Here is a 13,614-nt window from a genome sequence, read left to right as displayed (position 1 = left end):
CCGGTCTTTCGGTTCACGATAGCTGCGGTTATTTACTTAGCGCGTGCCGGAGGGCGTCGTTCGCCTGGGCGATAGCGGCCCGCGCCGCGGGCGTATCCGCCAGCGCGTTGAGCATGACGAAGTCGTGAATGGTTCCGAGATAGCGGGTCGCAGTGACCTTCACACCCGCCTGCATCAAGTTGCGGGCATATGCTTCGCCTTCGTCGCGTAGCACGTCGTTTTCATCGGTTATAACGAGCGCCGGGGGCAGTTCTTTCAGGTCTTCCTGGGTCGCGCGCAACGGCGACGCAGTGATCTTTTCGCGATCGCTTGCGTTAGGTGCATAGGCGTTCCAGAACCATTGCATGGCTGCGCGCGTTAGCCACGGGCCTTCCGCGAATTCCTTGTACGAAGCGTCGTCGAAGTTCGCATCGGTCACCGGATAGAACAACACTTGATAGCGCAGTTGCGGGCCACGGCGCTCCTTCGCGAGCAGCGTGACAGCCGCGGTCATATTTCCGCCCACGCTGTCACCCGCCACCGCCATCCTGGACGAATCGACGCCTAGTTCGCGTCCATGTCTGGCGACATATTCTGTCGCTGCGTAAGCCTGCTCGATAGGCACCGGGTATTGCGCTTCTGGCGAGCGATCGTAATCAACGAACACAACCGCCGCGTGGGCCCCATTGGCAATCTCTCGAATCAAGCGGTCGTGCGTGCTGGTATCACCCAATACCCAGCCGCCGCCATGAAAGTACATGACCACGGGTAACGGTCCTGCGGCATGTTCGGGCTTGACGATTCGAACCTTCACCGACCCGGTTGGCCCTACAGGCAAGGTACGGTTCTCAATACTGGCAGAAAGCTTTGCGACCGGCTGGGACTGCGCTCCCACCAGTACATTGCGTGCATCTTCCGGCTTCAGATCATAGATCGGCGGCCCAGACTGTTTCGCAAGCGCGTCGATAAAGCCTTGGGTGGTCGGCTCCAGAACTGGTGCGGCCTCGACCGACGTAACGAGTGCCGCACTCGCCATTGCCATTAACGCCTTATTGCGTAGCGTGATCATTGTTCTGTCTTTCCTAGTTCTTAGAAAATGAGATGGCGGTACAAGTGCAATTGTGAGCACGGCGTTTTAAGCGGCCATGCGAGCAGAACAGCCGAACTAGCCGCCATCCAGGTACTAATTAGTGGCCGGCGTAACCCGGTGTCAGATTGTTCTTCACGGACGCGACGCCTTGCACACCCTGCGCAGCGTTTTCTGCAAGCGCAATTTGCTGGTCGTCCGGAACGGTACCGGCAAGCGTGACGGCGCCCTTGCGCGCGAGCACCGTTACGTTCGATACGTCGAGTCCTCGGGTACTCGTCAGCGCTGCGCGAACCTTTTTCGAGAGCGCGCGATTTGCGGCGCGTTCAGCTTTACGCTCCGGACTGGTGAAGCCCGCTTTTGCCGCATGATCTTCGACCGGCGGCGAATAAGTAGAAACAGCGGCCTGGGCCGCGACGGCGAACGCGGCATAGGTGATGCACAAAACAGTTGCAATGATCTTCTTCATTCCAGACTCCATGGTGGTTGTCGTTGCGTGAAAAGTCGTGCACTTCTTTTACGAAGCATCACTTTTCGCGGCCAATCATAGAGGCCCGGCGCGCCAACTTACATGGGCTTTCTGCTGAAACAGTTTTCAGGACACGCGGGAACGCCCAAGCGACTCGCATCGCGCTCAACAACTCATACTCAGGTATAGGGATCGCGATCCCCATGATCATGGTCATACGGACTGCGGCACAGTTTCCCGGGACATGGCGTTTGTGTACATTCCCCGAGGCGAGATTCGACAGTCTGGATCGACGGTTAAGAGCAATCAACAGAGCAACAAGGAGTAGCGCAGAATGTCCGAACAACATTTAACAAGTGCCAGCGGCGCGCCAGTGGCAGACAACCAGAACTCAATGACAGCCGGCAGCCGCGGACCCGTCGTGTTGCAAGACGTATGGCTGCTTGAGAAGCTGGCGCATTTCGATCGCGAGGTTATCCCTGAGCGGCGCGTCCATGCAAAAGGATCAGGTGCGTTTGGTACCCTCACGGTGACGCACGACATTTCTCCCTTCACGAAAGCGAAGCTATTCGCCGAAACTGGCAAGGCGACGCCAGTGTTCATGCGCTTTTCGACAGTCGCAGGCGAGCGCGGTGCAGCCGATGCCGAGCGCGACGTGCGAGGCTTCGCGATCAGGTTTTACACTGAAGAGGGCAACTGGGACATCGTCGGCAACAATACGCCCGTGTTCTTCATTCGCGATCCGTTGAAGTTCCCGGACTTCATCCACACTCAGAAACGTGACCCCTACACAAATCTGCGCAACAACGTCGCAGCCTGGGATTTCTGGTCGCGCCATCCCGAGTCGCTGCATCAGGTAACGATCCTGATGAGTGATCGCGGTATTCCTCAGAATTACCGACAGATGCACGGCTTCGGCTCCCACACTTTCTCATTCATCAACGCGGCAAGCGAACGCTTCTACGTGAAGTTCCACTTCAGGTCGATGCAGGGAATCGCGAACTACACGGACGAGGAAGCCGCGCAAGTAGTTGCCCGAGACCGCGAGAGCGCGCAGCGCGATCTCGTGACCAATATCGAAGCGGAGAACTTCCCGCGGTGGAAATTGCAGATCCAGGTCATGCCTGAAGGCGAAGCAGTCGCGTACCGGTATAACCCGTTTGACATCACGAAGGTCTGGCCGCACGCCGACTACCCGTTGATCGATGTCGGCATGATCGAATTGAATCGCAATGCGCAAAACTACTTTGCCGATGTCGAGCAGGCGGCATTCACACCGGCCAATGTCGTGCCGGGCATTGGCTTCTCACCAGACCGCCTCCTTCAAGGCAGACTTTTCTCGTATGGCGACACACAGCGCTATCGGCTTGGCGTCAATCACCATCAGATTCCGGTGAACGCCTCGCGGTCCGCGGTGCAGCACTCGTTCCATCGCGACGGACTCATGCGTGTGGATGGCAATCTTGACGGCAACGTGAACTACGAGCCGAACCGTTTCGGCGACTTCGCGCAAGACCGGAGCGTCGCAGAGCCGCCCCTTGAAGCAGGCGCCGTTGATCGCTACGACCATCGGGAAGACACGGATTACTACAGCCAGCCGGCTCAGCTTTTCCGCCTTTTCGATGACGAAGAACGCTCGCGCCTGTTCGGCAATATTGCTCGCGCGATTCAAGGCGTTCCGCAGGAGATTGTCGAGCGGACTCTCGCGCATTTCGAACAAATCGACCCCGCCTACGCCGGCGGGGTTCGCGACTCCATTGCAGGGCCCCAATAGCAGACAAAGCCATCTATGCGGTGATCATCGCGCGCAAATCGCGCCGAGCATCGTATCGCGATCTCCTTCATCAGGAATCTGGAGTCACTTATGAACGAAGCCTTGCATTACGACTATCTGTTTCTCGGCGGCGGCAAGGGCGGCAAGTCGCTCGCCATGGATCTGGCGCGAGCGGGAAAATGCGTTGCTGTGATCGAGCGCGGCATGATCGGCGGTTCATGCATAAACGTGGCGTGCATCCCCAGCAAAACGCTCATCCAGGTCGCGCGTAATTACCACGCACGGAGTCTCGTCGACGAAGAGTCCGGATCCAGAACTGACATGGCTCAAGTCAGCGCTACAGTCAAAACCGTCGTAGATGGAATGGTCGAACTGAATCGCCGCGCGTTTCAGGATTCCGGACTACATCTCGTGACTGGTACCGGGCGATTCGTCGGTCCGCGCAAGATTCTCGTTCAGACTGCCGATGGCAGCGAACAGATGTTCGAAGGCGATCATGTCTATATCAACACGGGGACGTTCGCCACGATTCCCGACGTTCCGGGCCTTCCTGAGCTTCAGCCTCTCACCCATGTCGAGGCACTGCGACTGACGGAACTGCCTTCGCATCTGGTCGTGCTCGGCGGCGGCTATATCGGGCTGGAGATGGCCCAGGCGTTCAGACGACTCGGCAGCGACGTCACGGTAGTCAACGACGGGCCGCGGCTACTAATGCGCGAAGACGAAGACGTCAGCGCGGAAATTCTGCAGTCGTTCCAGCACGACGGAATCGACGTAAAGCTCAATGTACGGCCTGTCGAAGCTCAGGGTCGCAACGGCGACGGCACGCGAATCAGGCTCAGTGACGAAAGTGTGGTGCAGGGCACTCATGTGCTCGTCGCCACCGGCAGGACGCCGGCTACCAGCACGTTGGACCTGCACCTCGCGGGGGTGGAATGCGATGCTCGTGGTTTCATCAAGGTTGACGACACGCTCGCCACGACGGCGGAACGAACGTGGGCCATTGGCGAAGTCGCCGGCACGCCGATGTTCACCCACGCGTCTTTCGACGACTATCGCGTTCTCAAAGCCGGCATTGAAGGACGGGCGCGAAGCGTCAGGGCACGCACCATACCTTACGCATTGTTCATCGACCCGGAGCTAGGTCGCATTGGCATGAACGAGTCTCAAGCCAAGGCGAGCAACGTGCCTTATCGAGTCGCCAAACTGCCACTAGCGGCCGTGCCGCGTGTCCGTACCAACCGCGCGACGCGCGGCTTCATGAAGGCACTGGTGAGCCCCGAATCCAGCGCGATCATCGGCTTCACCATGCTCGGCTCAGGCGCGGGAGAAGTAACCACAGCCGTCCAGATGGCCATGCTCGGCGGCTTGCCGTATACGGCCGTGCGCGATGCAATCATTGCGCACCCGCTGATGTCCGAGGGACTCAATCTTCTGTTTGCGACCTTGAAGTGATCTCATGAACCACTCCCCAGACACGGACGACACGAACGGCGGCTCATCGTTGCAGCCGAATTCCGAATCGGACCCACACGCATCGCGCCGACAACAGAAATATCCGGTGTTGAGCGATGCGGAAATCGCCCGGATCGCTCGATTCGGCGACGTTTGCCATTGGCGCGATGGCACGCGTATCTTCAAGGTCGCCGATCCGGGATTTGGGATGTACGTGGTGTTGTCCGGCAGGATCAAGGTGACCCGTCGCGATGCGTTCGACCGACAACTCGTAATCAATGAACAAGGCCCGGGCCACTTCGTGTCGGAGGTCGGGCAGATTTCGAGTGGCCGTTGTCTGGTCGACGGCGACGCAGTGGGCGACGTGCGTGCGCTTCACGTCCCGCCGGAACGCCTGCGGGCGCTTTTGATCGCGGAAGCTGAGCTAGGCGAGCGCATCTTGCGCGCGCTCATCCTGCGTCGCGTGGGACTGATCGAAGGCGGCAGCGGCCTCATTCTGGTGACCAAGGCCAACAACGCGAAACTCAACTCCTTGCAGAGTTTCCTCGCGCGCAACAACGTTCCTCACACGGTCGTGAACACGGCCTCCGACGGCGACATGGCGCAGTACGTCGGAAAATGGGTCGCTGACGATTCGGAATACCCGCTCGTCCTCAGCCCCGACGGCACGATTTTGCGCGCGCCGAGCGAGTCGGAGCTCGCCACCGCACTCGGCTGGCTACCTGAGTTCGTCGCGGGCGAGGTGTTCGACGTGGCTGTGGTAGGCGCCGGTCCCGCAGGACTCGCGACGGCGGTCTACGCTGCTTCCGAAGGACTGCGCGTTGCCGTCTTCGATCATCGCGCGCCGGGCGGTCAGGCTGGTGCGAGTGCCCGCATCGAAAACTTCTTTGGCTTCCCGACCGGTATTTCCGGACATGCATTGACCGCTCGTGCTTTCGTGCAGGCCCAGAAGTTCGGCGCACGGGTGGCCATTCCCGCGGAAGTAGAATCGCTCGACTGCGCGGCATCACCGCTACGGCTGCGGCTTCGAAGCGGCGTTGAGATCAGCGCGCGCACCGTCGTCATAGCATCCGGCGCGGCCTACAGGAAGCCGGATGTTCAGGGCCTGGAGCGATTCGAAGGCAAGGGCGCCTACTACTGGGTGTCGCCGGTCGAAGCCAAGGCTTGCGCAGGCAAAGACGTCCTTCTGATCGGAGCCGGCAATTCAGCGGGCCAGGCGGCTGTTTACCTCGCCTCGCACGCGCGGCGCGTCGGCATGCTCGTTCGCGGACGGGACCTGAAGTCCAGCATGTCTCAGTACCTTGTCGAGCGCATCGCGTCTCTGGAGAACATCGACGTTCAGTACAACACGCAGATCACGGCGCTGCATGGCGCGGAGAATCTGGAGTCGGTGGAAATCGTGCGTGGTGGGCAATGCACGGTGTCTCCAACCGAACACGTGTTCCTGTTTATCGGCGCATCGCCCAACACCGCGTGGCTGTCCGGATGCGGTGTTCTGGTGGAACGCAGCGGGTTCGTCCTTACCGGGCGGGCGGCCGCGGCGCAAGCGAGCGAACACGAGACGAGCATACCGGGCGTTTTCTGCGCCGGCGACGTTCGCTTCGGCTCGACCAAGCGGGTCGCCGCGGCCGTCGGCGATGGCGCCGCCGTTGTTTCGCAGATCCATACGCATCTGGATCAGACAAGCACGCAGGCTTAGCCCACACGGGACGCGCCGCATCCTTTCTCTGCTCCAACGCCAATGCGAAAGCGTGCGCTGCCTTCGAGCAGCGCACGCTTCTTTCTGGGGCGTTCATCCACCCATGCACAGCTGACCGTTCTTCAGAAGCCTTCGAGAACGATCTTGCCCAAGGCTCGGTTGCTTTCGATCAACGCGTGCGCCTTCCGCAAGTTATCCGCGCCGATTGACCCGATATGCTGCCCCAGCGTGGTCTTTATGACGCGCTGGTCGATCAACGACGCGACGCGACTCAGCAACGCGTTCTGTCTGATCATGTCGCCCGTTTGGAACATCGAACGGGTGAACATGAACTCCCAGTGCAACGAAATGGATTTGCGCTTGAGCGGCATGGCGTCCAGCGTCGCCGGATCGTCGATCAGTGCCAGTTGTCCCTCGGGCTTGAGCAGTTCGACGATTTGCGAGTAGTAACTGTCGGTATGGGTCAGACTGACAACATGATCGACCTGCTGGATGCCGGCCTCGGCCAATTGCGGTTGGAGCGGCTTGCCGTGATCGATAACGTGATGGGCACCCAATTCGCGCACCCACGCCTGGGTCGCGGGCCGCGAGGCTGTGCCGATCACCGTCAGCTCCGTCAACTTGCGAGCCAATTGCACGAGGATCGAGCCGACGCCGCCCCCTGCACCGATCACTAGAAGACTCTGGCCATTGCCGCTACCCTCCGTCACCTTCAGGCGGTCGAATAGCAGTTCCCACGCCGTGATACTGGTGAGCGGTAGCGCCGCGGCTTCGGCCGCGGAAACGGACATAGGCCGGTGCCCAGCGATACGTTCGTCGACGAGGCCATACTCTGCATAGCTGCCTGCTCGTGTGATGTCGCCCGCGTACCAGACTTCGTCGCCTGCCTTGAACAGTTCAACGTCCGCGCCAACGGCTTCCACTGTGCCGACCGCATCCCACCCGAGCACTCGCGGAGCGGCAGGTTTCATGCTCACGCGGACTTTGCTGTCCACCGGATTGACGGAGATTGCCTGGATTTTTACGAGCAGATCGCGCGGACCGGGTTGCGGCTTTGGCAAGTCTGCCTCGTAGAGGGCCTGCGGATCCTCGATGGGTAGACCCGCCTGAGCGTACACAATTGCTTTCATAAGTGCTTTCTCGAGTTCGTTAAGGGCTGCGGACAGTCAGGCTCCGCGTAGGAATTCCCGGACGTGAGCAACATAGCTCTGCGCGTACTGAAACAGCGCGCCATGCCCCGAATTCGGATAGACGATCAACGTCGCGTTCGGGAGGCCTTCCGCCAGCGCGAAACTATTTGCGGTCGGGATCATGATGTCGTTATCACCGTTCGTGACGAGAACCGGATGCGCGATCCCGCCCAGCTTTTCTCTTACGTCTCCGTTCCAGTTTGCCCACGCGATCATGGCCTGCAACTGCGCCGTGGCGACCTCCGCGCCTGCCGGAACGTCGCGCTCCGCGCTGCGGGTTTCCAGACGACCGACGAATGCCTCGGCTGCGGCCTGCCCGTCCGTCGTTGCGGGGAAAAAGAGCCGCTTGAGCTTCTCGTTCGGCGGCATGTCGCCGTCGGTATAGATCGCGAGGAGTTCGGGGCGGTCCATTCCAGCGCCCTCACCGCCTTCCGGGGCGCTGCCGGAGATGATCAGGCGCTCGACGAGTGCGGGTCTCGCGATTGCAATGTCCTGCGCGAGGAAGCCGCCCAGCGAGAAACCCAGGATGTGGATTCGTGCGAGCGACAACGCATCGACAAAGCGCATCGCATGTTCCGCCATTTGCGCAATCGTGGTTGGCACATGGCCACTCGACCGACCGACGCCCGCATTCTCAAAGAGAATGACTTCGCGGTCTTCCGCGAGGGCGTCGACGATGGCGGGATCCCAATTGTCCAGGGTACCCGTGAAGTGCTGCAGGCAGATAACCGGCAGGCCGCCGTTACGATTGCCAAAGCGGCGATAAGCGTAACGCAGACCAGACACGTCGGCATAACGCGTCTCGGCGTTCGATGAAGTCATTGCAGTCATGGTTCTCTTCTCCGAAGGCGCAAGCAACGCCTCGTGTTGTTCGATGTCAGCTCAGGGCGATGTCATGCAAGTCGATGGAGACGACCAGCGGCTCGGGCAATGACTTTCCGTCGGGCGTTCTCGGATAGATGCGACGCTTCGTCGGAAGTTGGATTCCGGAGACAGTCGTATAGTCACTGACGTAGTGCGCGCCCGGCGTATTGCCCGCAATCTCGACGTCGTAGTCGAGACGGCGGACCAGCTTGTCCGAGCCCACGTAGATTGCCTGCGCCTTGCTGAACACTTCGAGGCCAGCCGGGTAGTGAATGGCAATCTTGCGCCACTCCTCGCCCTGCTCGTTCCATACGCCCTGCTCCTCGCATTCCACGCCGTCCCAGGCGAGCACAAACGGCGTGTTAAGGTAGGTCCACATCGCGCAGCCCGCGAAGAACGCGAGTTGCAGAGCGTCCCACGGTGTTTCGAGCGTATGGCCCTCGAATGAGGCGCGCGGATCGTCGTGAGCGGCCAGGACTTCGCCGCCCTGGTCCAGAAGAGCGACACGGCTGCCGGTGAAGTCGCTGCGTGCCGCGAGCGCCCCAAAGGGAGCGTGCGACGCCCATTGGCGGTCGGTTGCGACCGTCACCGTCGTGCGATCCAGGGTGCCTGCGTGGCCCTTCAGAGCCCACAATGCCCCGCCCTGCACGAGATCGGCGCGGACCGTACTGAACTTGCGCCACTGCGTGAGGCCGCCATGGGCCTCGATGATGGATTGAGCAACCGCGTTCATGCTTTAACTCCTGTGTTATCGACATTCATGAGTAACACCGCACGAAAGCGCACGTCGGCGCGCATCATGCGGTCGTAGGCTTCCTGCGCCTGCTCGAGCGGGAAAGTTTCGATCAGCGGACGAATGTTTTGCAGTTGGGCAAATGCCAGCGTTTGCTCGTTATCAGTCACCGTGCCGGTCAATGCGCCCACCACGGTGCGTCCGCCGAATACGAGGTCGACGGCATTTACAGCGATCGGCTCGCCCGGCACAGCGACTACCACCAGCTTGCCTCGCGGCGCCAGACCGCGAACGGTGTCCGCCATGCCGGTACCGCTGGGCGCCGTACCGAGCACCACCTTCGCGCCGCCTAGCCCCTGCAGCGCCGCCGCGACGTCCTCGACCTTGGCGTCGATGTAGCGATGCGCGCCGAGTTGCAATGCCAGTTCCGCCTTGTCCGCGCCACGCGCAATCGCGACCGTGTAAAAGCCCATCTTGCGGGCAAATTGCACGGCGAGATGTCCGAGGCCGCCGAGGCCCTGGATCGCCACTACGTCACCGGCCCTCGCACCGGCATTGCGAAGCGCATTGAAGGTAGTCAGCCCGGCGCACAGCAGCGGCGCAGCTTCGGCCGCGATCAGATCGTCGGGCACGCGGACCAGGCCGCGCGCCTCGGCCAGCATGATTTCCGCGTATCCGCCGTCGGTCGTGATGCCGGTAATGACCGGGTTCTGACAGTTGACGATGTCGCCCTGCCGGCACGACGGGCAACTGCGATCTTCGCCGGCGAGAAATCCCACGCCGACCCGTTGACCTATGCTCCAGCCCTCGACGCCTTCGCCCAGTGCCTCGATGCGGCCCACCACTTCATGACCTGGCACGCGAGATTGAGCACCTTCAGGGACTTCACGCTCGACGGTTGCACTGTCGGAGTGGCACACGCCGCAGGCTTCGACGCGGATTCGCACTTGTCCGCGAACCGGTTGCGGAATTGGCCGCTCGACGAGTTGCAACTGGCCGGACGCCTTGACTACTGCGGCTCGATAAGTCGTTTGGAGGCTCATCTCTTGTTCTTCACTTGAAAATTAAAAACTCACGGAGATAGAAACACGCGATCAGGCATTGGCCTGCGCGCTCGAACAAATGAGGCGATATGACTGGCCGATGCCTCGGGATACTCGAGCTGAGGCCCGTGCCCGGTGCGCGGCAACGTCACGAGATGCAAGGTCGGAAGCTGGCCGTTCAGTGCGTACCAGTTCTCAACCGGAAATACGATGTCATGATCCGCGCCGAGATGAAGCACGGGAATCGAAGTGGATTTCAGGGCCTGCAGAACTGCATCTGCGGGGAACACGGGGTTCTTCGGGGCGTCGCCGAGTTGTTGTGCTGCCCACTCGAACGGCACTGCGGGGCTGACATCGCTCGTGCGTTCGGCAAGCCGTTGCGCCGATCGTGCGGCCGCTGCACGGCTAGTGGGGGATGCCGGTTCGAAGAACAGTGCGACGAAATCCTCGAAGTCGTTCTCGCGCCTGGCCATCGCGTAGAAGATCGCCTCACCCGGCTTGATGAGCGGCCCCGGCGGCGTGGTGGCGATGAGCACCGCGTGGCTGACCAGTTCAGGCGCCTTGGCCATGACGATCTGGGCGGCCATGCCACCGACCGACCATCCACCGATTACTACTTTGCCGAGCCTCAGCGCGACAATAAGATCGATTGCGTCCTTCGCGAGCGATGCCGGGCTGTAGGTACGCTCGCCAGTGGACTGTCCGAGGCCGCTGTAATCGAAAATCGTAACTTCAAAACCCCGAGCGACGAGACTGTCGAGAAACAGCGGATCCCATGAGTCCATCGTTCCGCGAAAGCGCACGCAAAGCACGATCGGCATTCCGCTACCGAACCTGCGATAGGCAAGACGCCGGCCCTCCACTTCGATGAACTGAGTCTGCGCTCTACTGCCCGGCGATACATTAGCCATAGATTTTGCGTCCCTTCTGAACGAACTGCGATATCGACATTTGCCGATGTTGGTCAATCGAAGAACATCACCTGCTCTGCACGCCGCAGTGTCTAAACCACTCGGTATCCTGCCTGTTTCGAACTACCGCTACGCCAGGCAGGTCACCTGCCGGTGAGCGCTTTGTCGATCCATTGCGCGAGCTCTTCGGGATCCAGCGGCTTCTCAAGCACGCACAACGCACCGTGGTTACAGGCTTCCTGCCGGCTGCGCGCAGTGACATATCCGGTCACGAAGATAAAAGGCGCTTCGCAAGCGTCGGCGCGTAACCGTGCAAGCAGTTCAATGCCGGTCATGGCGCTCATCTGGATATCGCACACGACGCAATCGAACGGCGCTTTGCGGCCATTTGCCAGAAACGCCTCGGCGGATCTGTACACGCGCGCCTCGCCTCCCATCGAACGGACGAGCGATTCCAGCGACCGCCTGACCGACAGCTCGTCGTCAATAATGCAAACAGTCTTATAGGCCACGAATTCTCTCTTGTGACGCCAAGCTCGCGGGTCCGAGTCTTAAAGCGCACTTGTGCCCAGCAGACTATCTGTAGAGCCCTTTTAACCACAACCATCCTCGGGTATGGTTGCGTCGCCCCGTCGAGGCAGTCGCTCTCCGGGGGCCTTGATTGCGTCATCCCACAGCGCCCGGATGCGGGTCACTCGCCAGCGGACGAGGCGCCAGGTAACGCGCGAATAGCCACTGCGTGGATCATCTGATCCGAGTTACAGGGCACGTTCCTTCCGCGCACTCGCGGCTGGTAGACGCGATCGCCCCGTTTGACCGGTGCGCCTGTCAATGCGCAAAAGGATCGCCTGCGCGCGGTCACGCAGTGCCACAGCTGCTCCCCCATATGCCCGGAAAGCGGGTCGCTCCAACGCAAGCTGACCGTCGAGCTGGACAAGACCTCGACGACCTGGACCCGCACGGCGAAACGGCCCGTGTCGTCCCGCGCCGCGCCCGCCAGCGTCATGCCTGTGCGTGCGTCGCTGGCGCGAAGCCGTTCCATCGTGGTCTGGCGTATCCCCGTCGTCCGCGATGGATCGAGCAGGCGCATTAGGGTGCTTTCGATCACGTCTTCCCCACCATGTGTTGCTTGCGTCATTCGCACCTCGTATAGCGTCGAGAGAAGCAACGAGTCGCGCCGACCCGGATTGCTCTGCGCGAGTCAGGCAGCCGCCGCATGCCCGATCTCGCGCGAAGGATTCCATTCGTTCGCGTCAACGGAAGCCTGCTGCGAACGCGTGGGCAAATCTGTTTCGAACCGGCTCGTGGCCCATTCAATGAATGCGCGCAAAGACATCGGCACATGCCGCCGCTGCGGATAGATAGCTACGATCGGCAGCACCGCTGGCCGGGCATATGCCAGCAGTTCGACCAGCTCGCCCGCAGCGATCAGCCGGCTGACCAGCGGCAAGCCGACTTGCGCAAGCCCAAGTCCGCGCGTCGCGTAGTTGACGACCGTCTGCACGTCGCCGACAACCGTACGCGCAGCGAGTCTGAGCGTTTGAGTTCCTGCTTCGCCATTGAAGCGTGGATGTCGAGCGCAGCCGGAGCGTCTTGGCGCGTAGTGCACGAATTCGTGGTCATGCAGGTTCGCGACCTGACGTGGTACACCGTTCTTCCTGAGGTAAGCGGGACTCGCCACGGTGACCGCCTGGTAAGATCCCACTCGTTTGCACTGCAGCGACGAATCACGAAGGTGGCCGATTACGATCGCGCAATCGATTCCCTGGTCGATTAGCCGCTCGCCTTCGCCCCCCACTTCAATGCGCAGGTCGAGCTGCGTGTGCAGGGATCTGAATTCCGCGAGTGTCGGCAGCAGCACTGAGCCTGCTTCCTGATCGACTTCAACGGACAAGCGGCCGCGCACAAGGCGGCTGGCGCCGCTCAAATGCTCTTCCATCTCACGCATCTCGCTCAGAATGGCCACGCAGTGCTTGTAGTACTGCGATCCTTCGGCGGTCAGCGACATGGACCTCGTCGAGCGCTGCAATAACATCACATCGAGCCGTTCTTCGAGTTGCCGGACGAGCGTGCTGGCAGACGCCGCCGTAATGCCGAGCGAGTCCGCCGCGGCGGTGAAGCTGCCCCGACGGACGACATGCGTAAATACTGACATCGCGTGTAGAACTCGGTCCATGCTGATCTCCACGGTTGCTCGACTGATTCACTGTTGGATTAAAGTCTAGTGCAACCATGCCTCTCGCTCTATCAGCCCGTAGTCGACCGCTTGCTATACCAAGGTTTAGCTTGGAACAGCGCCCGCGGCTTACCTCACCGTATGTTGCGTCAGCCGAACAACACGCAACCGGCCGATGTACCGCCCGCGTTCGCAGCGATTAGCGACCGGGCAGGACACCTGCCCTCGGGTATA

13 protein-coding genes are annotated in these 13,614 nt (G+C 60.9%); 3 read left to right on the top strand and 10 right to left on the bottom strand.

Annotated features, from left to right (window positions below):
* Nucleotides 1-28 precede the first annotated feature (28 nt).
* Both B0G73_RS12380 and B0G73_RS12375 read right to left on the bottom strand, forming a co-directional pair.
* On the bottom strand, nucleotides 29-1,048 hold the full coding sequence (locus B0G73_RS12380; protein WP_106281065.1) for an alpha/beta hydrolase: 1,020 nt from the start codon (nucleotides 1,046-1,048) through the stop codon (nucleotides 29-31).
* Between the two features lie 118 nt (nucleotides 1,049-1,166).
* Nucleotides 1,167-1,535, bottom strand: coding sequence for a BON domain-containing protein (locus B0G73_RS12375; protein ID WP_106281063.1), 369 nt, complete (start codon nucleotides 1,533-1,535; stop codon nucleotides 1,167-1,169).
* Between the two features lie 334 nt (nucleotides 1,536-1,869).
* On the opposite strand from B0G73_RS12375, the gene B0G73_RS12370 reads away from it, so the two are divergent.
* From B0G73_RS12370 to B0G73_RS12360, 3 genes are all read left to right on the top strand, one after another.
* Entirely contained in the window at nucleotides 1,870-3,309 is a 1,440-nt protein-coding gene (locus tag B0G73_RS12370) for a catalase (RefSeq protein WP_106281061.1), read from the top strand.
* 90 nt (nucleotides 3,310-3,399) lie between these two features.
* On the top strand, nucleotides 3,400-4,764 hold the full coding sequence (locus tag B0G73_RS12365; protein ID WP_106281059.1) for an FAD-dependent oxidoreductase: 1,365 nt from the start codon (nucleotides 3,400-3,402) through the stop codon (nucleotides 4,762-4,764).
* A gap of 4 nt (nucleotides 4,765-4,768) precedes the next feature.
* Entirely contained in the window at nucleotides 4,769-6,463 is a 1,695-nt protein-coding gene (locus B0G73_RS12360; protein ID WP_106281057.1) for an FAD-dependent oxidoreductase, read from the top strand.
* 122 nt (nucleotides 6,464-6,585) lie between these two features.
* Here the strand turns inward: B0G73_RS12360 and B0G73_RS12355 are convergent, their stop codons facing one another.
* The 8 genes from B0G73_RS12355 to B0G73_RS12320 form a co-directional block, all read right to left on the bottom strand.
* Nucleotides 6,586-7,593 carry a zinc-binding alcohol dehydrogenase family protein gene (locus tag B0G73_RS12355; RefSeq protein WP_106281055.1) on the bottom strand — a complete coding sequence of 336 codons (1,008 nt, stop codon included), beginning with the start codon at nucleotides 7,591-7,593 and terminating at the stop codon, nucleotides 6,586-6,588.
* A gap of 36 nt (nucleotides 7,594-7,629) precedes the next feature.
* Nucleotides 7,630-8,484, bottom strand: a complete 855-nt coding sequence (locus B0G73_RS12350; protein ID WP_106281053.1) for an alpha/beta fold hydrolase — start codon at nucleotides 8,482-8,484, stop codon at nucleotides 7,630-7,632.
* A 46-nt stretch (nucleotides 8,485-8,530) separates the two neighbouring features.
* Nucleotides 8,531-9,250, bottom strand: coding sequence for a hypothetical protein (locus tag B0G73_RS12345; protein WP_106281051.1), 720 nt, complete (start codon nucleotides 9,248-9,250; stop codon nucleotides 8,531-8,533).
* Nucleotides 9,247-10,293, bottom strand: coding sequence for an alcohol dehydrogenase (locus tag B0G73_RS12340; protein ID WP_106281049.1), 1,047 nt, complete (start codon nucleotides 10,291-10,293; stop codon nucleotides 9,247-9,249). Before B0G73_RS12340 ends, B0G73_RS12345 begins: the two co-directional genes overlap by 4 nt.
* 29 nt (nucleotides 10,294-10,322) lie before the next feature.
* Entirely contained in the window at nucleotides 10,323-11,261 is a 939-nt protein-coding gene (locus B0G73_RS12335; protein WP_258193289.1) for an alpha/beta fold hydrolase, read from the bottom strand.
* 86 nt (nucleotides 11,262-11,347) lie between these two features.
* Entirely contained in the window at nucleotides 11,348-11,716 is a 369-nt protein-coding gene (locus B0G73_RS12330; RefSeq protein WP_106281045.1) for a response regulator transcription factor, read from the bottom strand.
* Nucleotides 11,717-11,895: 179 nt separating this feature from the next.
* Nucleotides 11,896-12,342: a DUF3331 domain-containing protein gene (locus tag B0G73_RS12325; RefSeq protein ID WP_106281043.1), complete on the bottom strand. Its 447-nt coding sequence runs from the start codon at nucleotides 12,340-12,342 to the stop codon at nucleotides 11,896-11,898.
* A gap of 63 nt (nucleotides 12,343-12,405) precedes the next feature.
* Entirely contained in the window at nucleotides 12,406-13,380 is a 975-nt protein-coding gene (locus B0G73_RS12320) for a LysR family transcriptional regulator (RefSeq protein ID WP_106281041.1), read from the bottom strand.
* Nucleotides 13,381-13,614: the final 234 nt, after the last annotated feature.

The sequence above is a fragment of the Paraburkholderia sp. BL25I1N1 genome (assembly GCF_003002025.1).
Lineage (GTDB): Bacteria > Pseudomonadota > Gammaproteobacteria > Burkholderiales > Burkholderiaceae > Paraburkholderia.
This window is presented reverse-complemented; position numbering and strand designations above follow the sequence as displayed.